This window comes from Leisingera aquimarina DSM 24565 (assembly GCF_000473165.1).
GTDB lineage: Bacteria > Pseudomonadota > Alphaproteobacteria > Rhodobacterales > Rhodobacteraceae > Leisingera > Leisingera aquimarina.
Window position 1 is genome coordinate 3,210,244 of the sequence record NZ_KI421504.1, and the last position, 25,907, is coordinate 3,236,150.

The 25,907-nt window shown below is 63.7% G+C and carries 29 protein-coding genes; 4 read left to right on the top strand and 25 right to left on the bottom strand.

Going from position 1 to position 25,907, the window contains the following annotated elements:
- Window positions 1-184 precede the first annotated feature (184 nt).
- On the bottom strand, window positions 185-1,006 hold the full coding sequence (gene cysE, locus AQUI_RS0119975; RefSeq protein WP_027259090.1) for a serine O-acetyltransferase: 822 nt from the start codon (window positions 1,004-1,006) through the stop codon (window positions 185-187).
- Window positions 1,007-1,090: 84 nt separating this feature from the next.
- On the opposite strand from cysE, the gene AQUI_RS0119980 reads away from it, so the two are divergent.
- Window positions 1,091-1,429, top strand: coding sequence for a TraR/DksA family transcriptional regulator (locus AQUI_RS0119980; protein ID WP_027259091.1), 339 nt, complete (start codon window positions 1,091-1,093; stop codon window positions 1,427-1,429).
- Between the two features lie 354 nt (window positions 1,430-1,783).
- Here AQUI_RS0119980 and AQUI_RS0119985 read toward each other — a convergent pair whose 3' ends face one another.
- The 18 genes from AQUI_RS0119985 to AQUI_RS0120070 all read right to left on the bottom strand — a co-directional run bounded on the left by AQUI_RS0119985 (window position 1,784) and on the right by AQUI_RS0120070 (window position 16,394).
- Window positions 1,784-2,092, bottom strand: coding sequence for a DUF7742 family protein (locus tag AQUI_RS0119985; RefSeq protein WP_027259092.1), 309 nt, complete (start codon window positions 2,090-2,092; stop codon window positions 1,784-1,786).
- Complete coding sequence (locus AQUI_RS0119990; RefSeq protein WP_027259093.1) at window positions 2,089-6,003, bottom strand: baseplate multidomain protein megatron; 3,915 nt, start codon at window positions 6,001-6,003, stop codon at window positions 2,089-2,091. The genes AQUI_RS0119985 and AQUI_RS0119990 overlap by 4 nt, the downstream gene beginning before the upstream one ends.
- Window positions 6,003-6,557 (bottom strand): C40 family peptidase, encoded by a 555-nt coding sequence (locus tag AQUI_RS0119995; RefSeq protein ID WP_027259094.1) that lies wholly within the window; start codon window positions 6,555-6,557, stop codon window positions 6,003-6,005. Before AQUI_RS0119995 ends, AQUI_RS0119990 begins: the two co-directional genes overlap by 1 nt.
- Window positions 6,554-7,441 carry a DUF2163 domain-containing protein gene (locus AQUI_RS0120000; RefSeq protein ID WP_027259095.1) on the bottom strand — a complete coding sequence of 296 codons (888 nt, stop codon included), beginning with the start codon at window positions 7,439-7,441 and terminating at the stop codon, window positions 6,554-6,556. Before AQUI_RS0120000 ends, AQUI_RS0119995 begins: the two co-directional genes overlap by 4 nt.
- The gene (locus AQUI_RS0120005; protein ID WP_027259096.1) at window positions 7,438-8,070 is read right to left on the bottom strand and encodes a DUF2460 domain-containing protein; all 633 of its coding nucleotides are present in this window, start codon (window positions 8,068-8,070) and stop codon (window positions 7,438-7,440) included. Before AQUI_RS0120005 ends, AQUI_RS0120000 begins: the two co-directional genes overlap by 4 nt.
- 17 nt (window positions 8,071-8,087) lie before the next feature.
- A complete protein-coding gene (locus tag AQUI_RS0120010) occupies window positions 8,088-8,747 on the bottom strand; it encodes a phage tail tape measure protein (protein ID WP_027259097.1) in 660 nt (219 codons plus the stop codon).
- A complete protein-coding gene (locus AQUI_RS0120015) occupies window positions 8,740-8,955 on the bottom strand; it encodes a rcc01693 family protein (RefSeq protein WP_027259098.1) in 216 nt (71 codons plus the stop codon). Before AQUI_RS0120015 ends, AQUI_RS0120010 begins: the two co-directional genes overlap by 8 nt.
- Window positions 8,952-9,272, bottom strand: coding sequence for a gene transfer agent family protein (locus AQUI_RS0120020; RefSeq protein WP_027259099.1), 321 nt, complete (start codon window positions 9,270-9,272; stop codon window positions 8,952-8,954). The genes AQUI_RS0120015 and AQUI_RS0120020 overlap by 4 nt, the downstream gene beginning before the upstream one ends.
- A gap of 2 nt (window positions 9,273-9,274) precedes the next feature.
- Window positions 9,275-9,688: a phage major tail protein, TP901-1 family gene (locus AQUI_RS0120025; protein ID WP_027259100.1), complete on the bottom strand. Its 414-nt coding sequence runs from the start codon at window positions 9,686-9,688 to the stop codon at window positions 9,275-9,277.
- Between the two features lie 46 nt (window positions 9,689-9,734).
- A complete protein-coding gene (locus tag AQUI_RS0120030) occupies window positions 9,735-10,142 on the bottom strand; it encodes a DUF3168 domain-containing protein (RefSeq protein ID WP_027259101.1) in 408 nt (135 codons plus the stop codon).
- Window positions 10,139-10,471, bottom strand: a complete 333-nt coding sequence (locus AQUI_RS0120035) for a head-tail adaptor protein (protein ID WP_027259102.1) — start codon at window positions 10,469-10,471, stop codon at window positions 10,139-10,141. Before AQUI_RS0120035 ends, AQUI_RS0120030 begins: the two co-directional genes overlap by 4 nt.
- Complete coding sequence (locus AQUI_RS0120040) at window positions 10,468-11,067, bottom strand: head-tail connector protein (protein ID WP_027259103.1); 600 nt, start codon at window positions 11,065-11,067, stop codon at window positions 10,468-10,470. The genes AQUI_RS0120035 and AQUI_RS0120040 overlap by 4 nt, the downstream gene beginning before the upstream one ends.
- Before the next feature lie 177 nt (window positions 11,068-11,244).
- Window positions 11,245-12,426 (bottom strand): phage major capsid protein, encoded by a 1,182-nt coding sequence (locus tag AQUI_RS0120045; protein ID WP_027259104.1) that lies wholly within the window; start codon window positions 12,424-12,426, stop codon window positions 11,245-11,247.
- Between the two features lie 2 nt (window positions 12,427-12,428).
- Window positions 12,429-12,992, bottom strand: coding sequence for an HK97 family phage prohead protease (locus AQUI_RS0120050; RefSeq protein ID WP_027259105.1), 564 nt, complete (start codon window positions 12,990-12,992; stop codon window positions 12,429-12,431).
- Between the two features lie 26 nt (window positions 12,993-13,018).
- Window positions 13,019-13,243, bottom strand: coding sequence for a GTA head formation protein, RCAP_rcc01685 family (locus AQUI_RS0120055; protein ID WP_027259106.1), 225 nt, complete (start codon window positions 13,241-13,243; stop codon window positions 13,019-13,021).
- On the bottom strand, window positions 13,236-14,465 hold the full coding sequence (locus AQUI_RS0120060) for a phage portal protein (protein ID WP_027259107.1): 1,230 nt from the start codon (window positions 14,463-14,465) through the stop codon (window positions 13,236-13,238). Before AQUI_RS0120060 ends, AQUI_RS0120055 begins: the two co-directional genes overlap by 8 nt.
- 227 nt (window positions 14,466-14,692) lie before the next feature.
- On the bottom strand, window positions 14,693-15,979 hold the full coding sequence (locus AQUI_RS0120065) for a DNA-packaging protein (protein WP_027259108.1): 1,287 nt from the start codon (window positions 15,977-15,979) through the stop codon (window positions 14,693-14,695).
- On the bottom strand, window positions 15,972-16,394 hold the full coding sequence (locus AQUI_RS0120070) for a hypothetical protein (protein WP_051371942.1): 423 nt from the start codon (window positions 16,392-16,394) through the stop codon (window positions 15,972-15,974). The genes AQUI_RS0120065 and AQUI_RS0120070 overlap by 8 nt, the downstream gene beginning before the upstream one ends.
- A 331-nt stretch (window positions 16,395-16,725) precedes the next feature.
- On the opposite strand from AQUI_RS0120070, the gene AQUI_RS0120080 reads away from it, so the two are divergent.
- On the top strand, window positions 16,726-17,124 hold the full coding sequence (locus AQUI_RS0120080) for a hypothetical protein (protein ID WP_027259111.1): 399 nt from the start codon (window positions 16,726-16,728) through the stop codon (window positions 17,122-17,124).
- A 93-nt stretch (window positions 17,125-17,217) separates the two neighbouring features.
- Here the strand turns inward: AQUI_RS0120080 and mltG are convergent, their stop codons facing one another.
- Window positions 17,218-18,372 carry an endolytic transglycosylase MltG gene (gene mltG / locus AQUI_RS0120085; RefSeq protein ID WP_027259112.1) on the bottom strand — a complete coding sequence of 385 codons (1,155 nt, stop codon included), beginning with the start codon at window positions 18,370-18,372 and terminating at the stop codon, window positions 17,218-17,220.
- Window positions 18,372-19,637 (bottom strand): beta-ketoacyl-ACP synthase II, encoded by a 1,266-nt coding sequence (fabF, locus tag AQUI_RS0120090; protein WP_027259113.1) that lies wholly within the window; start codon window positions 19,635-19,637, stop codon window positions 18,372-18,374. The genes mltG and fabF overlap by 1 nt, the downstream gene beginning before the upstream one ends.
- A 618-nt stretch (window positions 19,638-20,255) precedes the next feature.
- Here fabF and AQUI_RS0120095 point away from each other — a divergent pair.
- Both AQUI_RS0120095 and AQUI_RS0120100 read left to right on the top strand, forming a co-directional pair.
- Window positions 20,256-21,128: a PilZ domain-containing protein gene (locus tag AQUI_RS0120095; RefSeq protein ID WP_027259114.1), complete on the top strand. Its 873-nt coding sequence runs from the start codon at window positions 20,256-20,258 to the stop codon at window positions 21,126-21,128.
- A 342-nt stretch (window positions 21,129-21,470) separates the two neighbouring features.
- Entirely contained in the window at window positions 21,471-22,379 is a 909-nt protein-coding gene (locus AQUI_RS0120100; protein ID WP_156916882.1) for a PilZ domain-containing protein, read from the top strand.
- A 113-nt stretch (window positions 22,380-22,492) separates the two neighbouring features.
- On the opposite strand, the gene AQUI_RS0120105 is transcribed toward AQUI_RS0120100, so the two are convergent.
- From AQUI_RS0120105 to fabD, 4 genes are all read right to left on the bottom strand, one after another.
- The gene (locus tag AQUI_RS0120105; RefSeq protein ID WP_027259116.1) at window positions 22,493-23,236 is read right to left on the bottom strand and encodes a 1-(5-phosphoribosyl)-5-[(5-phosphoribosylamino)methylideneamino]imidazole-4-carboxamide isomerase; all 744 of its coding nucleotides are present in this window, start codon (window positions 23,234-23,236) and stop codon (window positions 22,493-22,495) included.
- Window positions 23,237-23,478: 242 nt separating this feature from the next.
- On the bottom strand, window positions 23,479-23,712 hold the full coding sequence (locus AQUI_RS0120110) for an acyl carrier protein (RefSeq protein ID WP_005982462.1): 234 nt from the start codon (window positions 23,710-23,712) through the stop codon (window positions 23,479-23,481).
- Window positions 23,713-24,131: 419 nt separating this feature from the next.
- Window positions 24,132-24,869, bottom strand: coding sequence for a 3-oxoacyl-ACP reductase FabG (gene fabG, locus AQUI_RS0120115; RefSeq protein WP_027259117.1), 738 nt, complete (start codon window positions 24,867-24,869; stop codon window positions 24,132-24,134).
- Window positions 24,870-24,954: 85 nt separating this feature from the next.
- Window positions 24,955-25,887, bottom strand: a complete 933-nt coding sequence (gene fabD, locus AQUI_RS0120120) for an ACP S-malonyltransferase (protein ID WP_027259118.1) — start codon at window positions 25,885-25,887, stop codon at window positions 24,955-24,957.
- Window positions 25,888-25,907: the final 20 nt, after the last annotated feature.

Below are 25,907 nucleotides of genomic sequence, written 5' to 3' on the forward strand. Positions count from 1 at the left end.
CGTCCAAAGCAGAACCAAATGCCCGCCCGCGGCCCGGAAGCAGCAGGATACCAGGCCGGTCCGTCTGAGAAAGGAGTATAATTCCCAGGTACTTACCCGTCGCTATTGACGCAAAAAAGGGGCGCCGGACCGCCCCCTTCATCTTTTCATAAATACTCAAATCCCACGGCCGGCACCAGATGTCTCACTCTGCCGAAGGAGACCCTGCAGGCACCACCTGATCCATATTGACCGACGGCTGATCGCAGCCCGCCTCGCCGACAATCTTCGCCGGAACACCGGCAACCGTGGTGCAGGGCGGCACTTCCTGCAGCACCACGGACCCGGCAGCAATGCGGCTGCAATGGCCCACTTTGATGTTGCCCAGAACCTTGGCCCCGGCACCGATCAGAACCCCATCACCGATCTTCGGGTGGCGGTCCTGCTCTTCCTTGCCGGTGCCGCCCAGTGTCACCGAATGCAGCATCGACACATTGTCTCCCACCACCGCGGTCTCGCCGATCACGATGGAATGGGCATGGTCGATCATGATCCCCTTGCCGATGCGGGCACCGGGGTGGATGTCGATGCCAAAGATCTCGGACGTGCGCATCTGAAAGAAATAGGCCAGATCCTTTTGCCCCTGCTCCATCAGGTAGTGGCTGACCCGGTAGGCCTGCACGGCTTGAAACCCCTTGAAGTAAAGGATCGGCTGCAGCAGCCGGTGGCTGGCCGGATCGCGCTCGTTGATCGCCATCAGGTCGGCACGCGCCGCCTCCACCAGTTCGGGGCAGTCCGCATAGGCGTCATCGACAATTTCCCGCAGGATTGTCATCGACATCTCGTTTGAGGACAGCTTGGCAGCAATCCGGTAGGACAGTGCCTTTTCCAGCGTCTTGTGGTGCAGAATACAGGCATGGACCAGCCCGCCCATCAGCGGCTGGGTGGCCACGGCCTCCTCAGCTTCGCGGGTGATGCGGTCCCATACGGGATCCACCGGAGTAACGGCTTGCTGTGTTTTTGCCATGGGTCAACGTCCTTTCTCCGCCCAGACTACCCATCTAAGGTGGATTGCAGCAAACGCAAACCCGTGATGAGGCATATTTTTGAAATGAATGAGTCCGATCAGGCTGCGCTGAAACAGCAGATCACCGCCCGCCTGGCAGAGTTGGCGGCAGAGGATGCCCTTGGCGCGGAGGCGCAGGGTGTGGTGGAGCTGGATCAACAGATGGTCGGCCGCCTGTCGCGCATGGACGCCCTGCAAATGCAGGCCATGGCCAAAGCGCAGGCCGCCCGCCGCCAGTTGGAAACCCTGCGCCTCAAGGCCGCGCTTTCCCGCTTGGACGACGGCGGGTACGGGTACTGCGAAGACTGCGGCGGCGACATCGCCCTGAAGCGTCTGCAGTTGGACCCGGCAGCGCTCAAATGCATTTCCTGCGCATCCGGGTAACGGCGGACAGAGGTATTTCGCTTCGGGCTTTGCCCGAAACGACCGGCGCCGCGCGCCTGCGGCGCGCGGCTTGGAGACTTGATTTCAGCTGTCATTATTCAACCAGAAATCCAGAGGAAGTGCCGCCTCTCTTGGCCAATAGACTTTGCTGAGAAGCCCTTGAGGGCGCATTCTGCGTCCTCAAGACGCCTGCCCAAGTGTACCGCCAGCCTGACAGCCTCAAGGACAAGCCGCGTCAGGGCGCGGGGACCTGCGGTCCTCCTTGACCCCGCCAGTCTGCCAGGGCGCGCGCACCCGCGCCGCCGGCAGGCGGCGCTGCGCCCAACGGCTGGCCGGGCAGGTTTCCTGCACGGATCAGCGGGCGGGAGCCACTCCTGCGATACGGAGATGCCGCGCCAGTTCCCGCAGCACCAGCCGGGAGCAGTTGAGATAGACCGGATCATCCAGAAACGGCTCAGAGGCCAGATCAAACCTTCGTGCCGCGGCACTCAAACTCCCGTCGCCCCAGCGCGGGTGCAGGCGGCCTGTCAGCCCCGTATAAGCCGCTGCCTCCGACGCACCGCCAAAGATCCTACGGCACAGGCGCAGGCGGTCCGCATCCCGAACCGCCAGCAAGGCGCGCGCCACCGCCGACACATCTCCGGGCAGCACCGGGTGTATCATCCCAGCAAAACCCGCGCCGCCGGTCCGGCGCCGAACCGCGCCGACCGCTGCGCCGCTTCCAGCACATCCCCCGCCTGCGCGCCATCTTCGGCCTGCGACACCGCCGGATAGGCCCATTCCGGCGTGGCAGAGGTTGCCTCCCGCAGCACCGTGGACCCGCGCATCACCCGGATGCGGTAGGATTCGCTCTCTTCACCCAGTGGCACCTCCTCCAGCTCCCAGCTGTCGCCCTCGATCCTTGTGCGGCGGATCCACGTCGCTCTCAAGTCACTGCCAAGCCCCCCGCCAAGGCGCAGATGCACCGGCGCATAGGGGCGCAGACCAATGCCCTCAAAACTCTCCTGCCGGTGCAGATAAGACGGATCCTCCAGCGCCCGCCGTGCGGGCCCGATCCGGTAGTGCCGCAGCTGGCGCCGCTGTTCCGGCGCCAGCTCCATCTGCATCGGCGTGCCATCCAGCAGCACCACAAAAGATCCCGCAGGCCAGACCTCAGGCATCAGCGCATCACTGCCCTGCTGGCCGCGCAAACGGCCCCGCAGCAAATAGGTCTGCGGCGCGATCAGCTCCGCCTCGCGGAACTGGAACAGCTCCCAATTGCCGGATGTGCCATCGCCGATCGCAGCGGCATTGGCGCCGTTCAGCACCGCCTCCGCCGTGCGGCTTTCCAAGGAACCGGAGATCAGCTTCACCTGCAGATCCGCGCCCAGATCCCAGCGCCCGGCCCCGGCGGCAAACAGCGGCGTTTCCGTGACGCCGACCACCTGCCGCGCGGCAATCACCTGCTCCAGCGCGTAATTCTCATCCGCCCCGGAGCCGTAGACCGCAACGCTGCCGGGCCAGGCCGCCGCGGTCAGCGCCAGATGCGGCGCATGCGGCACCTCATCGCCGCGCATCAGCGGCAGATCCATGAACAGGGGCAGCACCGGCCCGGGGGCGGCAAAGGCATTGACCCCCGGCAGCTCCTCGGCCACTGCGGCCAGATCGTAGACGCCGGGTTCGATCCGAACCGCTTCGACCATCTGCGCCTCGGCCTGTTCCACCCGGTCAATGCGGTACAGCTGTTCGCCGTTTTCCACCGGCAGGGAGACCACATCCCCCGCCCCCAGATGCAGCATCGAGGGCGGCAGCGAGAACCGCGCCGCATCGCGCGAAATCCGCGCCTCTGCCAGCCAGCGGCTGACCACCTGACGCGCCTCGGCCCGGGTCAGCGCCAGCGGCAGCTCATTCTGGCTGACGCTATGTGTCGCCTCATCCGGCAGCACCGCCTCAACCGATCCGGCCGCATGATCGCCGCCCAATTCGGTGAACCGCAGCCGCACCCGGCCCGCCAGCTCCGCCTCGCCGGCACGGGCCAGCTCCAGGCTGCCGTCCATTTCCTCGCTCTCGGCCAGATGCTCCAGCTTCAGCGCCTTGGCCCCGCTGCCCTTGCGCATCCGGAACATCAGAACCCCGTCGCGTTCCACCGCGTCAAACCCGTGCCTCAGCATCAAGGGTTGCAGCACCGCGCGGGCGTCCGCGACATCCGGGTTCACATACCCATGCACCACGCCGTAAAGCCCGGTAACATCAATGTCGTAAAGCCCTGCCCTGTGGCACACTTCCTCCACCACAGAGGCCAGCGTGCGCTGCCCGGCGCGCCCGTTCAGCCAATGGCCGCGCAGGTAATTTTCGCCGTCGTTCCAGATCTCGATCCGGCTGGGAAAGACCGGAAACGGCCGCGCGTCCCAGGCCCAGACATAGGCGTTGGACATATCCAGCATCCGCCCTCCGTATTCCTCTGACAGCGGATTGTTTGCCGCTTCGCCCCAATGGCCCAGAAACGCCCGCAGATAGGAAATCTGCATCAGATCGTCCCGCAACCCGTTGGAATAACGCGGCAGTTTCGATTCCGAGCTTTTCGGGTCCAGAAACTTGTTGGGCTGATTGGTGCCCTTGTCGATGGCGGCGCAGCCAAGCTCGGTGAACCAGATGGGCTTAGACTGCGGCACCCACTCTGTCGGCACCGCCTGCCGCACCCCGCCGATACGCTGATGGTGGTCATTCATCCACCAGCTGCGGATATCCTTATAGCGCCAGACCCAAGGTTCATCATGCGCACCATCGGTGATCGGGGTGCGGATCTGCGCTTCGCGGGCTTCGGAGGAGTGGTAATACCAGTCAAACCCCTCGCCGCCCTCGACATTGCTGCTGAGGTATTCGGGGTCATAGATCGCCGGCACGCCGGATTGCGCGTCCAGGTGATCCTCACCTTCACGCCAGTCGGACAGCGGCATGTAATTGTCGATGCCGATGAAGTCGATGTTTTCATCCGCCCACAGCGGGTCCAGATGGAAATAGCGGTCGCCCTCCGGCGACTTATACCCCCAGTATTCCGACCAGTCGGCGGCATAGCCGATCTTGGTCCCCGCCCCCAGAAGCGCGCGCACCTCAGCTGCAAGTGCCTTCAGCATCTGAACCGCGGGAAAACCGCTGGCGCCGCGGATCTGCGTCAGCGCCCGCATCTCGGAGCTGATGCAGAAGGCCTCAACCCCGCCCGCCGCTGCACAAAGTGCAGCATTGTGCAGGATGAAGCGGCTGAGGCTCCACTCGTCCGGCCCCGTATAGGCCACGCTGCCGTCTCCCACGGTGAAATCCGCTGCGGTGACTGTACCAAAGAACGCCGCGACCTCCGCCTCCGCTGCAGCGGTGCCATCGGGGGAACCGGCCTGCCCGGGAGCAGCTGACAACGTAATCCGTCCGCGCCAGGGCAGATGCGGCTGGCTGGCACCGCCGGTCCAGGGATCGGGCAGCACGTTGCCCTCTGCCTGATCCATCAGGATGAACGGATAAAACATCACCCGCAGGCCGCGGCCCTGCATCTCTTGGATCGACTGGATCACCGAGGCATCCGCCGGGGTGCCGCCATAAAGCGGCTCGCCGTCTTCCTTCAAAACCTCCTCTGCCGCCGCGCGGGTGACGCCGCTGACGGACCAAGCCATGTTTCCTTCGGCATCCTTATGTTCCACCTTGGGCTTCAGCGTGCAGTCCCCGCACCGCAGATCGCCACCAAACCACGACACAATCAAGGAAGCCGCACCGCAGGCCGGCAGCTCCGCCTCCAAGGCGTTCAGCGAGGTCTTGAGGTCGCTGAGACCCGAGGGCGTATGCTCATTGGCCGGCTTGGCATCCCCGGGCCCGCCGGAGTATTGCACCACATCCGCGGCCAGCGCGTACTCACCGGTGCCAGGCATCAGCGCCACCCCTTGCACCAGCTGGCCCAGGTCCAGAGCATGGGTGCTGCTGGCTGGTTGTTCGGGGCGCAGAACATCAAATGAAAACTGCGGCACCCGGTTGCCAAAACGCGCAAGGTCCAGGTTTTCCATCACCACATAAGCGGTGCCGCGGTAGGCGGGCACCTGCCCCGGCCCCTCAATCGCCTCCATCACCGGGTCGGGCAGCTGGTCCGCGGTGCCGCTATAAACGGTCATGTTCAAATCCTTCGGCGCCACTTCTTCGCCATCGGCCCAAACGCGGGCGACATGGGCCACCTCGCCCTCGCACAGCGCAACCGCCAATGAGACGGAATAGCTGTAGCTCGTCACCTGCGGCTGGCTGGGACGTCCCTTGCCACCGCCGCCGCTGGTCTGGGAGGTTTCCAGAAACCGCGAGGTCCAGATCACCTGCCCGCCCAGCCGCATCCGGCCATAGACCTGCGTCATGGGCGCACCCTCGCTGGCCTGGGTCAGGCGGAAGCGGTCAACTTTGCCGGTCTCCACCGGATCGGCACCGCTGCCCAGCAGCCGCTCGTCAATCATCCGGCCCAGGGTAGCGCCGACCGCGCGGCCAATCACTGCCGAGGACAGCCCCGCCACGGTGCCGCCAATGGTGCCGCCAATCGCAGCACCCGCGGCAGAAATAAGAATGGTTGCCATCAGATCAGCTCCTTCGGGAAGTGAAACCGCGCCACGATGCGGCGCTGCCAGGGCGGACTCAGCGGGCTTTCGACAACCCCGTGGCCGGCATAGGCGTGGATAAAGGCGGGGCCATCGCTTGCCTGTCCCGCCTGGCCGAAGGCCAGGCAGCGTCCGTCCGCCCCCGTCCCGTCAGTGGATGACGGCTGGCGCTTCTCGCCCAGCCGTGGCCGGACGCTGCCCTCGCCGGTTTGAATGCTAGTTTCGGACTGCACCCCCAGATGCTTGGCCACCGATCCCTCGCGCATCCGGAACAGGATCACATCTCCTGCAGCTGCTTCCTCCAGCGGCTTTGCCACCAGATGCCGCGCCGCGGCCTGCCACAGTGCCTCGGCCCCCTGCGGTTCCGACCAGTCCATCGTATAGGCAGGCGGCGCTTCGGGTTCGGACCCGTACAGCTCCCGCCACAGGCCCCGGATCAGGCCCAGGCAGTCGCAGCCCGCCCCCTGGCAGCAGGCCTGATGCACATAGGGCGTGCCGATCCAGCCCCGCGCCGCTGTCACCACCCGGATCATCGCCTGCTCCCGCCGGTGTTCATACCGGACTGGCGCGGCACCGCCATCACCCAGTCCTCGCCCGGAATATCGGGGAAGCCCTGGAAATTCAGCAGGTTATTGAACTTCAGCCGGCAGGTCTCCATGCGTCTGTCGCAACCGGCCTCCAGCCGGACCGTGTCACCCGGCGCCACTGCCGCGCGGATCGGTTCCCACAGGGTGATCCGGCGCCCGTCGGCCTTGGCTTGATCCGCCTTCACGGCGGCCCACAATCCCGCAGCCGGACCGCTCAGCACCGACAGCCGCCCGCCGGTGAACCAATCCGGCTCAAACCCCGGCAATGCCTCCCAGCGGAACACTTCATTGCGTTCCACGCTTTCAGCATCCAGTTCCACGGCATAACCCGGCGTCTGCATGTCAAACCGGCAGGCGGTATCGCCCAGCACCGCCGTGCAGGGCTTCTGATAGATCCGCCCCAGCGGCTGGTTCAGCGTCTCGGTCAGCCCGCGCAGCTCTGCCTCAAAAGCGCCGCCCGCGCGGCGGATCTCGCCGATGGAGCCGCGGAACTGCAGCCAGCGCATCGAGACATCCTGCCAGTTGACCAGCCAGCAGCGCACCTCGGCGCCGTCAAAGCGGCCTGCCTCGATATCCTCCTCGCGCACGGCAGCGTCGCTCAGCACCCCCAGCGCCTCGGTGTTGTCGACCGAGAGGCCAGTGGCCTGTTGCACCGCCCGCGCGGTCAACCCGCTGCCGGGCTGAAAGTCGACGCCATCAAACGACAGCACGCAGTCGTGATCAGTGAAGCCCAGCACGGTTCCATCGCGCCGTTCCAAGGCCCAACAGCGGCAGACAGTTGTGATGCCTGACTGAAGATGGTTCTGCAACTCCTTGGAAAGACTACTCATACCCGCACCTCCACCACCGGCACCGCTGGTGCCTCTCCGGCCTGGAACGACGCCACGCTGGTCTGGATGCTGGCGGTATCAAACCGCACCGGCACGTCGAATTCGAACCCGGCATTGATGCTGAGACCAACCTCCGGCGGGTGCGCCAGGGTGATCAGGCCGGTGGCGGTGTCGAGGTCGTAATCGACGCTCTCGCGCAGCTCATCCTGTTCGATGCCCACCCGCACGCTGCCCGCCACAGGTTTCGAAATCGGGCGCTGATAGGTGAATTCACCGGAGCGGTAGGTCTTCATCAGCTGGAACGTTACGGTGCTGCCATCGCCCGTTGCAATTTCCTGATCGTCAAACGCCACCGCGGCGCTGGGCCGGGCGGATTTGTAATCGCTCCAGTCCTTCCAGCGGAAGCCGTAAAGCTGCCCCTGACGCGCCTCGAAGAAGGCAATCAGCACCTCGATATCCTCCAGCGCGCGCAAACCAAGCCCGGCATCATAGCGGCGGCGGGAGTGCGCCCAGGGGGTGTTGCGTTCTTCAAACCCGTTGGCGAGCGTCACTACATCGGTGCGGCGTTCCGGACCGCCAACGGAGCCGAAACTGAGCGAGGCAGGAAAGCGGACTTCATGGAAATTCATTTGTTTACCCTCCGTATTTAACGGTTGCGCCCGCCGCGGTTCAGCGCGCGGGACAGCTGTGCTGCGATCTGGCTGCGGCTGCGTTCAAAGCCTTTGACGTCGGGGGTGGAGACATTCATCACCACATTGACAGCGCCGCCGCCCTGGCTGCGGACGCCAAGCGAGCCATCAGCGCCGCGGGTCAGCGGCAGGATCGCCTCCGGCCCGGCCTCGCCCATCAGCCCGGTCCCGCCGCGCATCGGAAAAGTTGTGGGTCCGGTAACGACGCCGCCCTTGGCAAAGGGCATCACCTTGCCCTGGCTGAAGGCTGCCCCGTTGGCGAAGGGCAGGATGCTGCCGATCAGGCTGCCGAAACCGTCTGAAATCAGCCCTCCCATGCGGTTCGTCACCGGCTTCATCGCGGCGTTATAGGTGGTGCGGATCATCGAGCGCGCGAGTGTATCCATCGACTCCGACAGGTTGTCGCCATCAAACACCAGCCCGTCAAAAGCGCGCCGCAACCCCTTGGAAAGGCTTCGGTCCAGAATCTGGGCGTCACGGCCGGTCTCGGAGAAACCCTCCTTCACCCGCCCCAGCACTTCTGCAAAGGCCGAGGCCATTGCGGAGGCACCGTCCAGCGCTTCTCCCAAAGCATCGCCCTGCAATTCCAGTTCTGCCATCGAGGATGAGTCAGTCATCTGTTGTCTCCTTTTCCTGTGGGCCGGGGATGTCGGGGAAGTCCTGCATCAGGGCTGCCAATCGGTCCCGGTCCAGGGGCTGGGTTGCAGCGGCCTCACCCAGCATCAGCCGCAGTTCCGCAGGGGTCAGTTGCCAGAAGTCGCGCGGCAGCAGTTTCAGCCCCGCCATCCCGGCGCGCATCAGGGCGGGCCAGTCGAGCGCGGTCATTTGCTCTCCGGCACGGCAAAGCTGCGCACCAAAAGTTCCGCCGCCACCCGCGCCGCCTGCATCGGGCCGCCGGTGATACTGGCGGATGCCAGATCGCCATGGCTGATGGAATGACCACCGCCCTGCAAACCGGCTGCCAAGAGTGCCAGCACATCGCGGGCGGAAAACCGGCCCTGTTCGAACCGCTGAACCAGATCGACCAGCGTGCCTTCCTCCAGCGCGGTCTCAAGGCCTGCCAGTGCGCCAAGGGTCAACTTCAGCGCGTAAGGAGTTCCGTTTACCAGCAATTCCGCCTCGCCTGCCTGCGGATTCACCATGGTCAGACCGCCGCAAAGCTGAGCTGGCCGGCGCTGGCGAGCGACAGCTCATAGGTCGCCTCGCCGTTGTGGCTGCCGGCATATTCCAGCGCGGTGACCTGGAACGGCCCCTGCACGATGCCGAAGTCGGGGATGATCACCTGGAACTCGGGCGTGAGGCCTTCAAAAAACAACTGCCGGGCGCGTTCGTCGGTCGCCTCGTCCCGGAAGATGCCGGAGCCGGAAATACTGGCCGAACGCACCCCAGCGCCTGCCAGCAGCTCGCGCCAGCCGCCCTGGCTTTCGAGGCTGGTCACATCGACGCTTTCGGCGTTGAAGCTGATCCGCGTGGCGCGCAGGCCGGCGATGGTTTCAAACAGGCCTGCGCCGTTCATGTCCACTTTGACCAAGAGGTCCTTGCCGTTTTGAACTGTCATGGGGTTTCTCCATGTATTTCAACTGGTTTCACAAAGAATGTAAGGTTCAGACGTCATCCACCCGCGCCCTGAAGCGCAGGGTGATCTGCCTGCCGCCGGTATTCAGCCGTTCGGCCTTGGCCCGGTCGAACCAGAGGCCCGTGAGCTGGCCGCGGGTAAGCGGCACCGAGGCACCAACGAGCGCGTCGCAGACGGCTGCGGCGGTGGCCTTGGCGCCGGCAAAACCGGCGGTGTCGGTGGTGACGGTGATGAAGAACCGATGCTCGGCGCCGCCCGCGGACTTGTCGGAACGGTCCAGCACCTCCTCCGACCCCAGCGCCACATAGGTCTGCGGCAAGGGGCCTGCGGGGATGGCGTCATAGATGGCGCTGCCGACCAGCGCGGTCAGGCCCGCGTCTCCGGTCAGATGGGTGTAGACAGCGGATTGCAGCCCGCCAGCGATGGCATAAGTCATCCGCTCACCTCCTCAACCGCAAAACAGGTGAGGCAGCGGGCGTCCGGATCAGATTCCGCAACTGCATCAATGCGGTACAGCCTGTTGATGTCGCGGAAACGCTGGTCCGGACGCGGGCGGGATGCAAAACCTTCAGGTGCGGCACGCAGGGTGATCCGGTATTTCTGCAAAGACAGGCCATCGCCGCTCAGGCGGCCGCTCAGGGGCTTCACTTCAGCCCAGAGGGTGCCAAGCGCCACCCAGGTTTCCGTAAAACCGCCGGCGCCGTCGGAGCTGCGCTGGGGGTCTTCCAGCACCAGCTTGCGGGTGAGTTTCGGGGGGCGCTTCATGCCAGGCCTCCCAAGGTCAGCCGCAGGCTGCGGTAGCGTTCGATCAGGCTGGTGACGCCAAACGGCATGCAGCCGCCATGCAGCCCGGTGTCGGCCCGGTATTCGTAGTAATGCGCAGCCAGCAGCATCACTGCCTGGCCCAAATCGGCGGGTAAGCCGCCCCAATCCGCGGCCATGCCGGCCTGCAGGGAAATCCGCACCAGACCGCCTGCCGGGATTGCGGGCAGCAGGCTGCCGGCCGGACGCAGGCGCCGGCGCTGGCTGTCGCGCTCCAGGTGATAAAGAGTGGCGTCCAGAACGGTTTCGGTGCCGCCTGCGTCGCGCATCACAACCCCGGATACCGCCTGCACAGGGGCGATGGGCAGGATCATCTGCACTCGGTCGCGCCAGTGGCGGATTTCCAGTTCAAACTCGCGTGCAATCAGCGCCTTGCCGGTCCTTGCCTCAATTGCAGCCAGGGCGGCGCGCAGAAAGCCAAACAGCACCTCGTCCTGCAGGCTGTCCTCGCCAAAGCCGGTGCCCAGACGCAGATGCGCCTTGAACTGGGCCAGCGGCAGGGCGGCCTCGGGCACGGGTGTCACTTCGCTCAGCATCATCATCTTACTCCTGCGGGCCTTCCCCTGTTGCGGCCCTGATCTGCTGTCCGGGTGGGGTTCGGCGGGCATGCACCATCCCTTGCCGCTCGGACGGAGGGGAGCAGCTGGACGGCAAAGGACTGTGGGGTGCATGCCCGCCGGCGGACCGGTCTGCCGGTCCGCCATCAGCGCAAAGCGTTAGCTCGCGCCGAATTTCATCAGCTTGATCGCGGCAAAATCGCTGACGTCGCCGCCGACACGCTTGGTCGCGTAGAACAGCACATGCGGCTTGGCACTGAACGGGTCGCGCAGCACACGCAGGTCCGGGCGTTCGGCGATCGTGTAACCGGCGCGGAAGTCGCCGAAGGCGATGGAAAAGCTGTTGGCGGCCGGATCCGGCATGTCCTCGGCGATCAGCACCGGGTAGCCCATCAGCCGCGCAGGTTCACCTGCGGCCAGCCCATCGGACCACAGGAAGCGGCCGTCGGCGTCTTTCAGTTTCCTGAGCATTCCTGCGGTCTTGGAGTTCAGAATGAAGGTGGCGTTGGCGCGGTATTCCGCCCCCAGCGCATAGACCAGGTCGATGATCGCGTCACCGTTGCCAATTTCACCGTCCACGCCAGTCGCCTTGTAGCCGAGGTTGCCCCAGCTCCAGCTGTCGTTCTCGGACACGGTGTAGTCGAGGAAGCCGCGGGGCTTGTCGACACCGTCGCCGTTGATGAAGGCGTCGGCCTCCGAGCGGGAAAACTTGTCGGCGATGCGGCCGGCCAGCCAGCCCTCGATATCAAAGGCGCTGTCGTCCAGCAGCCGCTGCGACGCCTTGGGCAAAGCGCTCAGTTCATGCAGCGGGATCGAGATGCGGTCGATATTGCCGGTGGAGGTTTCCGCCGCCGGGCCGGTTTCATTGGCCCAGCCGGCGCCCATTTCGCTGTGGTCGATCAGCACGTCATAAGACGAGGCCTCCACATGCACCACCGAGGCCACGGCGCGGATCGAGGCGGAGGCGTTCAGCACCGCCTTGACGGTTTCCGAGGTCTGCGGGTCGACCAGATAGCCGCCGTCGCTGCCCACGGCGGTGGACATTGCCTTGCCTTCCAGTTCGAGGCCGCGCAGGCCGTCGTCATCGCCGCTGCGCAGATAGGCGTTGAACGCCTTTTGATGCGGCGCACCCGCGTCCTGGCTGGCTGCCAGATGGGGACGGCTCTGTGAGATTGTCTTACGGTCCAGCATGTTCACTCGCTCTTCTGCCTGTTTCAGCCTTGATTGCACGTCGTTCTGAAACCCCTTGAATTCATGAAGAAAGCCGGTGACAGCCTGTTTCACTTCATGCGCCAGGGGCGCTGTATCCCCGGTGGCGCCGGGGTGGTCTGGGTTGTTCATGGTCATTGTCCTGCCTTGAGGTCACTGGTGATCTGGCGCAGGCCGGTTGCCAGTGCGCGCAGCGCCTCGGCCTCCGCATCCAGGCCGGTGGATTTACCCGCCACCCGCGCCGCGGGCAGCATCGGGAAGGTGACCAGCGACACCTCCCACAGCTCCACCTGGGTCAGGTTTCGGGTGCCGTCCTGGCCGCGGGTGGATTTCACGGTGCGGTAGCCGATTGACAGCCCGTCAATCGCGCCGGCCCCGATCAACGCGGCGGCTTCGGCGCCCTTGGGGGTGGCGGTCAGGATGCGGCCCTTGACGTAAAGCCCGCGCTTGTCCTCGCGCACCTCGTCCCAGACGCCGATGGGTTGCGCCGGGTCGTGCTGCCACAGCATCTTGACTGTGCGGCCCTGATCCTGAAGCGCCTTGAGGGACGCGGTATAGGCGCCGAGCACCACCACATCGCCGCCCTGATCGGTCTGGCCGAACAGGCTGGCGTAGCCGCTGATTTCTGTTGCGTCCTTCAGCGAGAGATCCTCGCCGAAGCGTGCGAATTTATGTTCAAGCCGGGGTGGTCCCTGCATGATATTTGCCTCGCAAGTTGTTGTTGTTACGGCAATTGAACCGTCAAGAAGGATTGAAAGGCCTGCGCCAGGATCACCGCGGCGACACCGTAAACGGTGAGCCAGAGACGTTTTTCCAGCCGCTCCATCATCTGTTCGATCCGGTCGAGGCGACGGTTCACCGCCTCGTTCTGGATCTGGGCTACCCTCTCATGGGCGGACAGGCGCAATCCCGGTGAACAATCGAAGGCGTGCATCGGGTGCTCAGTCATCCTGTCCGCCCTCCGCCTGCCCGCCCTCAGCCTGGCATTCGCCCGGGGCTTGTGCGGGCAACCCCAGCAGCTGCCGCTTTTCCGCGGGCGTGAGGAAATCCGCGGCGGCAACCCGGCGCCACTGCGCCTCGCGCTCGGCCGCCAAGGCGGGCAATTGATCAAGGTCGGGTTTCAGGGTTAGGACTTCGCCGGTCCAGCCGGTCAGCCAATCAGCCAGGGCTGCGGTGACCTTGGAGACCAAGGGCAGCACGGTCAGCCGGTAGAAGGCGCGATGGGCCTCCTGGTAATTGGCATAGGTCGCATCGCCCGGAATGCCGAGCAGCATCGGCGGCACCCCGAAGGCCAGTGCAATCTCGCGGGCGGCGGTATCCTTGGTCTTTTGGAATTCCATGTCGGAGGGCGAGAAGCCCATCGGTTTCCAGTCCAGCCCGCCCTCCAGCACCATCGGGCGGCCGGCATTCTTGGCGCCCTGAAAGTTTGATTGAATCTCGTCGCTCAGGACGCGGAATTGTTCGTCGGACATGCGGCCATGGCCATCGGAACCCTTCCAGATCAGCGCACCGGAAGGACGGGCTGCGTTGTCCAAGAGCGCCTTGGACCAGCGGGAGGCGGCGTTGTGCACGTCAATCGCCATGGCCGCGGATTGCAGCGATGACAGGCCATAGTGGTCATCCTGGGGATGGAAGCTCTTGATATGGCAGATCGGGGATTGGGCGGGGTCGTTGGCAAAGCGGTGCTTGCGCCCGCCCACCACATAGTCAAAACCCGCAGGCCAGCCGTCCGGCCCCGGCACCACGTTCATCCGGTCTGAGCGCAGCACATGCAGCTCTGCCGGGATGCCGTCCTCTGCTGCCACCGCCTCGATGTAGGCATTGCCGAACAAGAGCAGGTGGCCATAAAGCGCCTCCAGCAGTTCGGCCTGGGTCTGGGCGGGGTTGGGGCGCACCAGCAGTGCCTGCCAGGGGTGGCTGTCATAGCGCTGGCGGCTGTCCTGCAGCACCAGCGGCACCGCGGCGGCGGCCTCGGCGATCATGCGGATCACCCGATGGCCGACCGGATTGCCGGCAAAGCCGCTGCAGGTCAGCGATACACTGTCGCGCGGGCTCCAGGCGGTGCGGCCTGCGCCCTGCCAGGAGACCACGCGGGCGGTCTGGCTGGCCTTCTGTTCCAGGGCGGTTTCCGGGGGTTCGGGCTTGTTGCGCCGCAGCAGGTCAAAGACCATTGTCCGCTCCTCATGGTTGCTGATTGTGGCGCCGGTGCCGGTGGGGCTGTTGCGCCTTTGCTGAGGACCATTAATGGCAGACAGGCCTGAAGATTTGGCCAGCGGTGCGTACGCAGGGGGCGCAACACCTGACCGTAAGCCATTGTAAAAATTGAAAATGGCAGCGTTGCACGCTGCCATCTCCGAGCTTCCATTTTGCGGTTCCCCAGCCCGAGGCCGGGCTGTGTCTACAAGACCCGCACCTGCGGCAGCTTCAGTTTCGCCGCCGGATGAATGATCAACTCATGCAAGGCCCAGACCAGTGCATCCAGCCGGTCCGGTGAGCCGCTGCCGCGGTAGCCTTGGGGTGTCATCAGGCACATCTGGTCCTCCAGGCCTCCCAGCCCCGGCAGATGTTTGACGCGGCCCTGTTCATAGAGCGCCGCGGCGGGTTCGGCGCGGGCCGATTTGCCTTTTCTTGCGTGCAGCGCCCGGAACGGCACCAGCGGATCGGCCTGGCGCAGCACGGTTTCCACCAACGCGCCGCCCTGGTTGACTTCGGCCACCACCCGGTCGGCGCCATGGGCATCGCGGGCGGCAATTGCGGCCTGTGCCCAGGCCAGCGGACCCACGCCCTGCACGGTGCAATCCGCCAGAACATAGGCGCACCAGTCCTGCGGCGGGCCTTGGGTGACGGCGCCGACCACCACAATCCCGCAAGCGTCGGACCCTTTACCTGCGCTGACCGCCGGGTCGACGGCGACCACGACCCTGTCAAGCGGCGGCGCCTCTGCCACTTGCGCATCAGCCAGCGCCGCAGTGGTCCAGAGCGCGCCCTGTACATCGGCCAGCATCACCCCGTCCAGCTCCTGCCGGCCCAGCCGGGTGCCTGCATAGCGCGCGCGCACTTCCACCAGGAACGACGGTGCAAGATTGGCGCGGTTGGCTTCGGTCGCGGCGTGGGTCTGGACGGTACTGGGCGAGGCCAGCAGCCGTTTCAGCACCGGCGCATTGCGCGGCGTGGTGGTGACGCAGACCCGCGGGTCCTGGCCCAGCCGCAGGGCAAACTGCAGCATGTCCCAGCTCTCCTGCCCCTTTTTCCATTTGGCCAGCTCATCTGCCCAGGCAGCATCGAACTGGGGACCGCGCAGGGCCTCCGGGTCGTGGGCGGAAAACGCCTGCGCCTCCGCCCCGTTGGGCCAGACCAGCTTGCGCTCGGACGCTTTCCACTTGGGGCGGCGGTCGGGCGGCGAACAGGCCAGGATGCCGCTGTCGCCATGTATCATCACATCGCGCACCTGGTCGTAGGTTTCCGCCACCAGTGCGATGCGCCTTGCGGTGCCGGGATCATGCGGGCAAGGCCCTTCGGCGAGCGAGCGGATCCATTCGGCCCCTGCCCGTGTCTTGCCTGCGCCGCGGCCGCCCAGGATCACCCAGGCGCGCCAGCCCCCCGGCGGCGGGCGCTGGTGATCCAGCGCCCAGATGTCAAAAAGATGCGGCAGCGCGCAGAGCGACTTGCGGTCCAGCTCATTCAAGAACCAGTTCTGGAGCGAGGGCGGCGCGCAGGCTAGTAAGTCCGCGCTCGACAGCTGCGCGCGCCGCATCGAGATCGAGTTCATGTTCGGATTTGAGCATGCGGGCGAATTCGGTGCATTGTTCTGCAAGGAGTCTCTCCACTTTCTGGCAATCGCGGATCAGCTGTTCCAGTTTGCTGATCTGGCTTTTGGCGCCGGCCGCTTCGTCGGCGCCTTGTGCGTCGAGCTGTTCGCGCAGCTCTTCCGCCTCGTTGCGCAGGCGGTGGATGCTGTCCTGCAGGGATCGCAGGAGATCGGCGGTGTAATGCACCTGCCGTGTCAGAACGGCGGCGCTATCCTGGTCTGTTGGATGATCTGTCATGAAATTGTCTGCCTCATGCGTTTTTGTCCGCACAAGAGAAAGAGCGGCGGCCACCGTCGGAGGGGTCCGGGGCCGTCCATGTTTCTTCCAGCTGCAGCTCAACCTATACACGATTTACCTGTGGCTGTCAAGAATTGCATGAGCAGCAGCGCACGGTGGGGCCGCAACAGGCTGCGGCCGGCGCTGTTGGTGCTGCGCTTTTTGAACAGACCATCCAAGCCATTGAAAAAGGGGAATACAGAGATGGGCGGCTATAGAACCGAGGCAATTCAAATAATGCGCATCTTCCGCAAAAACACTCTTTCCGAAATGCAATCTTAGATTGTAACGTCAAGCCTGCACAGCACCGTGCAGCAACATCATTTTTGATAACGAGGAACCGCACATGGGTTGGACCAATTACCAGATTGCCACCGCGCAGGAGTCGACACCTGTCCCGGGGGATGCCGGAAAGATCTTTTATGATGCCACACTCCACTATGTGAACATTCCGGCAAACGCCACAATCGTGATGTCAGGCGGCCGCAGAGGCGAGGGCCAGACCTCCGTTGACGATGTGGTCAAACTGACCATGACGGATCAAAGCGATCCGGAGAACACCGCTACATATTCGCATGACTACAGCAACGGCTGTTCCGGCGTGGTGACGCCGATGCAACCGGTGGATCTGAGCTCGCAGTTCGGCTCTCTGGCTGGAAAAACCGTCAAGGCAACCATTGAATTCTATGACAAGTGCGGCGGCTACCAGAGCGGGACCAATTTCTACATCTGCATCTATACTTGACACCAGCCTGCCCATACGGGCCGTTCCTGGGCCTGTCATCAAAAAGGGCGCCCCAAAGGCGCCCTTTCCATAAACGGTCTGCGAGCCTCAGCCTCAGTTGTTTTGCTGCTGGGCTTCGATCTCGCGCCATTTTGCAACGTTGCGGTTGTGTTCGTCCAGGGTCTCGGCAAAGGCGTGGCCGCCTGTGCCATCAGCAACAAAAAACACATAATCGGTGGCCTCAGGGTTCACCGCGGCTTCCAGGCTTTTCATGCCAGGATTGGCGATCGGGGTCGGCGGCAGGCCTTCGATCACATAGGTGTTCCAGGGCGTGGCCTTGCGCAGCTCGCTTTGGCGCAGGCCCCTGCCCAGGGTTCCCTCGCCCTTGGTGACGCCGTAAATCACAGTCGGATCCGTCTGCAGCCGCATGCCGCGGTTCAGGCGGTTGGTGAAGACCGAGGAGACCACACCGCGTTCGGAAGCGACACCGGTTTCCTTCTCGATGATCGAGGCAAGGACCAGCATTTCTTCGGGGCTGCCGACCGCGGCGTCTGCGGACCGGCTTTCCCAGGCGGCGTTGATGCGCAGCTGCTGGTGCTCCTGCATCTCAGCCAGAACGGCGGCACGGTCTGTGCCGGGGGTGACCTCATAGCTGTCAGGCGCCAGCAGACCCTCGGCGGGGCGTTCGCCCGGGTCGCCATCCAGCACGTCCATGGCCTTCAGCGCCTCAACCACCTGCCAGCTGGTCACGCCTTCGGCCAGCGCAATCCGGTAACGGGTGTCGGCCTCCTGGCGGGTCTCGGTGTATGCCGCGGGCACCTCATCCTCTCCGAGGATGAATTCCGCCTTTTCCACAAACTTGCTGGTGGCCGGGTCCAGCTCGCGCACCTCGGCCTGGGTACGGGTCACGCCGATACGGTAGACAATCTCGGTGCCGCAGGTTGAGGCGCCGGAATGGGTGATCCCGTCGATGATCCGCTCCATCGAGGAGCCCGGCTCCACCAGGAAGCTGCCGGCCTTCAGCTGGCCGGTTTTCTCGCTGTATTTGGCGCCGAGGCGGAAGATGGCAGCGGAGGCAACCGCGCCCTGGGTTTCCAGGTCGCGGCTCACCCGTGCCATGTTCGAGCCCCGCTCGACCCGCAGGCAGATCGCTGTCTCCAGCGGCCCTTCAGCGGTGTATTGCGATTTGCCCCATAGGATCAGGCCGCCCAGCAGAAACAAAGCCGCAATGAGCACTGTCAGCATGTTGGAGGCGAGGCTGCGCCACATCAGCCGGCCTTTCCGAAGATCACCGAGGCGTTGGTGCCGCCAAAGCCAAAGGAGTTCGACAGCGCCACTTCAACCTTGCGCGGCCGTTTGGCGTTGGGGGCCAGGTCAATCGGGGTCTCAACGGCCGGGTTGTCCAGATTGATGGTCGGCGGAGCAATCTGATCGCGGATCGCCAGGATTGAGAAGATCGCCTCAATCGCGCCGGCGGCCCCCAAAAGGTGGCCGGTGGCCGATTTGGTCGAGGACATGGTAACATTGGCGGCGTGATCACCCAGCAGGCGCTCCACGGCGCCCAGTTCGATAGTGTCAGCCATGGTCGAGGTGCCGTGGGCATTGATATAGTCGATCGCCGAAGGCTCCAGCCCGGCGTTCGCCAGGGCGGCCTTCATCGAGCGTTCGCCGCCTTCGCCGTCCTCGGACGGCGCGGTGATGTGGTAGGCGTCGCCCGACAAGCCGTAACCCAGCACCTCGGCATAGATCTTGGCGCCGCGGGCTTTGGCGTGCTCATAATCTTCCAGAACCACGATGCCGGCGCCCTCGCCCATCACGAACCCGTCGCGGTCGGCGTCATAGGGGCGCGAAGCCGCTTTGGGGTCGTCGGCGCGTTTGGTGGACAGCGCCTTGCAGGCGTTGAAGCCGGCGATACCGATCTCGCAGATCGCCGCCTCGGCGCCGCCTGCAATCATCACGTCGGCATCGCCGGATTTGATCAGCCGCGCCGCGTCGCCGATGGCGTGGGCGCCGGTCGAGCAGGCAGTCACAACCGAATGGTTCGGGCCCTTGAAGCCAAAGCGGATCGAGACCTGGCCGGAGATCAGGTTGATCAGTGCGCCTGGAATAAAGAACGGCGACACGCGGCGCGGGCCCTTCTCCTTGATCATCACAGCGGTGTCGGCGATGGAGGAAAGACCGCCGATGCCAGAGCCGATCATCACGCCGGTGCGCAGACGGCTTTCCTCATCCTCGGGCGTCCAGCCGGCGTCGCGCACCGCCATGTCGGCAGCAGCGATACCATAGAGAATGAAGTCGTCAATCTTCTTCTGATCTTTCTTGATGACCCAGTCATCCGCGTTAAAGGTCCCCTCGGAGCCATCACCGCGCGGAACCTCACAGGCATAGGTGGTGGTTACACCGCTGGCTTCGGCGTCAAACTGGGTGATCGGACCCGCGCCCGACTGGCCGTCCAGCAACCGGGACCAGGTTTCTTCGACTCCGCTGGCCAGCGGGGTAACCAGGCCCAGACCGGTGACAACTACTCGACGCATTCCTTGCTCTCCTTTGCCTCGGCAATCCGTCCGTTCAAATAGCTTGGAAAGGCGGCTGGGTGCAAGAGCGGGCTGATCTGCAGTGCCGCCATGCGCAATGTGCGTTTTACGGAAGAATTGCGGGGGTGGAATTTTTTATTAACAAATACCCTCTAGGTTGATATTACGATGATAACAGAACTTGGCACCCGTCCTCGTGGATTGCCAAAACCGGGCTGGAGGTCTGGGCCATTTTGCCTCCAGCCCGTCTTTTTCTTCCCGCTATCCTGACAGCACATTGCTTGTGCCCGCTTCACCGGCCATCTGTGCCCTGACTTAACTGGCGTCCCTGCTCCGCCGGGTTCATTCTGTTTTTCCCGCCCTTGCCAGCCGCGGTTCAGATCCGGGTGCCGTCCAGCCGCCAGAGACCGGCAATATTCCGCCTTTGGGGAAACTCAAAGCAAAGGCCGCCGGTACTCAAGCTTCGAGGCGTCCCTGGCCTCCGGAACATCACTGCGGCGGCTGCCTGTGCCGTCGTTCCTGCGCTCTTGACTGCCCCGAAAAGCCGTCGGCGTTAACGGCACATTTGCATTTTTACGCCATTCTTTCAGTCCAAAGGCATAAAGGAACGACCCCGCCATGCGCCAATGGCTCCCGACAACTGTACTTCTACTGGTGATTGGCCTGCTGCCGGAGCGCGCAGTTGCAAGCTGCGCTGTGCATCAGGATTTGTCGAACTTGCACCGGGCCTCAAAGGGGTTCCTCTCCTACCTCAACACTGGTCAGAGTGCATTCTATGTGCAGCATCTGCGCAGCTGGATCAGCACAAACCCGCCCGCGCCGATGCGGCAGCGGATGAAAGCGGTCGGCATTCAATCCGCCGCTGTCAGCATGGAGGAGCTTTTGAAGCAGCAGCAGGTCCTGCTGAAAATCCTCTCCAGCCAGGGCCGGGCCGCCGCGTTGGAAACCGCGCGTCATTTGGGAACCCCGGTGCTGGCGTCTGAATTCGGAACCCGTGTCGAAGCTTTGCCCTGCGACCAAGTGAAGGAAAGCGGAAACGGCAGCAAGCTGGTTGCTGTGGCCGCCTCTGACGCGCGACAGCAGCAGCAGATCAGAAATGCCGCAATTGCCTGGCTGTCCTTTCTGGTTCTGGGCGGCAGTGCACTGTATTTCCTGGACCGGATCGGCATCCGCAAAATCCGCCGCACCAAACGCTATCCCTGCGCGGTTCCCTGCGTTTTGCAGGCGGGCGGCCGGACCGTCCAGGCCCACCTGGTCGATCTGAGCCGCGCTGGTGCCAAGGTGCGCCCCGACAGCCCCTGCGAAATCTCAGGGCGGGTGACCCTTAATTTCGGCGGCTATACCATGGAGGCCCAGGTCCGCTGGCAAACCGCCGGCTATTGCGGCGTGCAATTCTCCAAGGACTTCAACTTCATGCAATTGCACCGTCTGCTGGAGGCCTTTCCGCTTCAGGGCGACGGCCTGCGCGAAGAGGTGCGGCTCGGGGCTTAACGGCCTCGGCGTGCCGGCTGTGCGATCCGGCGGGACCAGCACGGAAACTGTGCCATTCAACGACCATTCCAAATGCACCCGCCTGGAAAAGACGCACAAACCTGACGTGTCCCGCACCGCCCAGCCAATCGGCACGCGCATTGCAGGCCCCTTCAGTTCCAAAGCCAGAGTCACTGGCCAGTGTCACAAGCCATGATGTGCAACCCCGGACGGGGTTACCGGTTTTACGATGAATTTCTCACCCGCATAGCGGGTGTTAACGGTATCCGATTATCCATTTAGCGGTTCTATTACATCCAACACCGCGACTGCGCTTCCTCCTATGACCGGAAGGATCCTGTATTGAAACACTGGCCATTGATTATCGCATTATCTATTGCCCCGGCTGTGGTCTGCGGCAGTGCCGGCATGGCCGCTGCGACTTCCAGGGCAACCTGCATGCTGCAATCAGATCTTACATTCATGCAGCATGAAATGCGCCAATTCCTGGAGTTTTTGCAATCCGGCCAAGAAGATGGACAGGCCAGGCAGCTTCGCCACTGGATGCAGGACCACCCCACCGTTCCGCTGCGCATGCGCATGCGCATGCGGCGGGCGGGCATGGGCGCCTATGAACCGATTACCATGAGGCTGATCACACAACAAAAAGGCCTGCTCGAAGTTTACCGGCTCCATGGACGGGAACGGGCGGAAATCAGTGCGAGACGGCTTGGCGCACAGGTCTTGCTAGAGGAGTTCTCCAGCCAAGTCATTCCCTTGCCTTGCGATTTCGCACCAAAAGAGTTGCAAACCGGCCAGGCAAAGGCAGGCCTTGGTCAATTGCTGCCGTTCCGGCGAACGACGGCCATTGCCAGTATTCTCCTAACCTTGCTTCTCGGCGCCGCTGGTCTGTTTTTAGCAGAGAGGGTCAAGCGCAAACGCCTGCGGCTGACACGCCGTTACCATTGCGCGCGGCCTTGCACCTTGCACTGCAACCAACGCCGGTACCCTGCAAAAATTGTGGACATCAGCCGGGTGGGCGCAAAAATCCGGGTTTTGGAACAGTCCCAGGAACCGCAGTTCAAAATCAAAGAGGATGTATGCGTCTCGGTGCCCGGCGTAGCGTCCTTTGACGCGCAGATTCTTTGGCAAAACGCCGATTGCTTCGGCGTCAAATTCAAAGCAAAACTGCTTCGTGCCGACCTGAAAGCCTTGCTCAACTCAAATAAGGCGGTTGAGGAGCAGCAGGAACCCGCGGCCACCCAAGCATGAATTCGCAACATGCTGCCAGCCTTCCGGATCCCCGCCTTAGGTACCGCGCGCCCCAAGCGGGGGACGCAACGTGAGCGGAAACGCCTGCGAACCAAAATCCGCAGGCGTTTGTTTTATTGGAACTCTGCCACCGGCTCAGCCTCGGGCCGGGCCACTTCCAGCACTTCTTCGACCGTCACGGTTTTGCGGAACAGCGCCCGGCCAACCATCGCTCCGGAAATGTTATAGACGTATTTCAGGCGCGAAACGTCATCCGAACTGCGCACAACGCCATTGGCGATCACCGGCGTGCGCGCTTTTTCCGCGAGGGCGGAAATCAGGCCAAGCTGGGCTTCGAGATCCGACATATCGCTGTCGATATCGGTGACAATGATTCCCGCCAGCGGCGCGGAATCAAACGCCGCGATAAAGTCCTCGGGAGAGATTGCGCCGGACTGGCGCCAGCCATCGGTCATCACCTGGCCCTGGTACACATCCACGGCCAGCACGATCTGGTCCGGGTGGTGTTTGGCCAGTTCCTGAACCAGCTGCGGATCGCGCGCGGCCAGAGTGCCGATCACGACGCGCCCTGCGCCTTTGTCGATCCAATGCTCGGCATGCTCGCGCGAGCGGATGCCGCCGCCCAGCTGCACTGGAATGCCGGCACCGCGGATGATGTCGCTGATCAGCTCCTCATTGCAGTGATCGCCTTCAATCGCGTTGAAATCGGTCACATGCATCCATTCCGCCCCGGCGGCCGCAAAGCCCTTGGCGGTTTCCACCGGATCCACATGCCAGATCATCGGCTCATCCAGGCGGCCCTTTTCGAGGCTCACGCAGCGGCCGTTCTGAATCTCCATAGTGGGGTAAATCATCATGATGCCTATCTCCTAAGTTTTGCCTCTTACGAAGAGATTAGCACGGAACGACGCCGCCGGAACGCCGTATCATGACGATTTATGGAACAATTGCGGCGCGGCCGGGCCGCCGCTTGATAGCGCAAACAAGCACCCCGCAATATTTCTGGTAAAATGGGAATCAGAACCCTGCCGGACAAACGAAAAACGGCGCCTTCCCCGATGGGAAGACGCCGCCAGGTCCGGTTCTCCGGAAGCGTGGCTTAGGACGCTTCGGAGATGAATTTGACCGCGTCGCCGAAGGTCTGGATGGTTTCGGCTGCGTCGTCCGGGATCTCGATGCCGAACTCTTCTTCAAACGCCATCACCAGCTCCACGGTGTCCAGGCTGTCTGCGCCCAGATCGTCGATGAAGGAAGCGTTTTCGGTGACCTTGTCTTCTTCTACACCCAGGTGCTCAACAACGATCTTTTTTACGCGGTCTGCGACGTCGCTCATGTCTATTCCTCGTCTTTCAGGGCACTCTGCCCAGTTCTGCCCTTGCCCGTGCGGGCGGCGTGGTTGTTGCCCGGAGCGGGCGGTGTAGCCCCCGGCAGGCGGGGACAGTGCGGCGTTTCCGCTAGGAAATACCAGCGTGGATACGGGCCGCCTATAACATAGACCGCGGCCAAGGCAAACGATTTCGCTTGGTCACGGCAACGGCGGCAGCCGGCATCGCGCGGCTATGAAGCGTGCAGATGGCGCCGCAATCAAGGGCTTGCAAGGGCGCGGCGGGATTTTTTTCGCAATTCGGTAGTATTTCAACTGCTTGCCGGGGAAAGCTGATCGGGTGCCTGTTCCTCGGCTTCCTGCTGCAAACGTGAAAAAGCCCCGCAACCGTGCTGCAGGGCTTGGGGATGCAGCGGTTGACGCCGCGGTCAGATCATTGCCATACCGCCGTTCACATGCAGCGTGGTGCCGGTGACATAGCCTGCTTCCTGGCTGGCCAGGTACAGAACGGCTGAGGCGATTTCCTTCGATTCCCCCATGCGGCCCGCCGGGATCTGGGTCAGGATCGCGTCTTTCTGGCCATCGTTCAGCTTGTCGGTCATTGCGGTGGCGATAAAGCCCGGGGCAACCGCGTTCACCGTTATGCCGCGGTTGGCGACCTCATAGGCCAGCGATTTCGACATGCCGACCATGCCGGCCTTCGAGGCGGCATAGTTGCCCTGCCCCGGGTTGCCGGTGGCGCCCACCACAGAGGAGATGTTGATGATGCGGCCCCAGCGCGCCTTCATCATGCCGCGCAGAACGCCGCGGCAGAGCCGCATGGTGGAGGTGAGGTTCACGTCCAGCACGCTCTGCCATTCCTCATCCTTCATGCGCATGAACAGGTTGTCGCGGGTGATGCCCGCGTTGTTCACCAGGATATCGACCGAGCCCATGGCGGCAGCCGCCTGTTTCGGCAGGGCCTCTACCGACTCCGCATCCGACAGGTTGCAGGTCACCACATGGGCGCGCTCGCCCAGTTCTGCAGCCAATGCCTTCAGCGGCTCTTCGCGGGTGCCGGACAGCGCCACGGTGGCGCCGGCTGCGTGCAGCGCGCGGGCGATGTCGCCGCCGATGCCGCCCGAAGCGCCGGTCACAAGGGCGTTCTTGCCAGTCAGATCAAACATGTCATTTCCTTTATGAAAGCACCGGCCCGCAACGGGCGCCGTTTTCCGGCGCGGAAAACGGGCCGGAATTTTTGCAAAATTCCGGTTACCCGGCAGCGGCGGCCTGGGCGTCTTCCGGGCTGCCCACCTGGCGGCAGGCCAGCGCGCGGTCGATCTTGCGGATCATGCCGGACAGCGCCTTGCCGGCACCGATCTCCCAGAACTCGGTCACGTCCTTGGCCGCCATGACCTGCACGCTTTCGCGCCAGCGCACGGAACCGGTTACCTGCTCTACCAGCAAGGCGCGGATTTCATCCGGGCTGGTCACCGCGTCTGCGCGCACATTGGCAATGAGCGGCACAGCCGGCGATTTGATGTCCACACCGGCCAGCGCTTCGGCCATGGCGTCGGCAGCGGGCTGCATCAGAGCGCAGTGGAACGGGGCGCTGACCGGCAGCATCACCGCGCGTTTGGCGCCTTTTTCCTTGGCGATCACCGCGGCGCGTTCCACCGCGGCCTTGGTGCCGGAGACCACAACCTGGGTGGGGTCATTGTCGTTGGCGGCCTGGCAGACCTCGCCCTGGGCTGCTTCCTCGGCCACGGCGCGCACGGCCTCGAGGTCCAGGCCGAGGATCGCGGCCATTGCGCCCTCGCCCACCGGCACGGCGCTTTGCATCGCGAGGCCGCGGGTGCGCAGGAGCCGTGCGGTGTCGGCCACCGAAATCGACCCCGCCGCAGCCAGCGCTGAATATTCACCCAGGGAATGGCCGGCCACAAAGGAGGCTTTTTCAATGGTGACGCCTTCGGCTTCCAAGGCGCGCATGGCGGCCATCGAGGTGGCCATCAGGGCGGGCTGGGCGTTCTGGGTCAGGGTCAGGGTTTCTATGTCGCCCTCCCAGATCAGCTGGCTCAGGCTTTCACCCAAAGCGTCATCCACCTCGTCAAAGATGGCTTTGGCAGCCGGATATGCCTCGGCCAGCGCCTTGCCCATACCGATGGTCTGGGCACCCTGTCCCGGGAACACAAATGCGATCGTCATTGAAGACCTCGTCTGTTTTA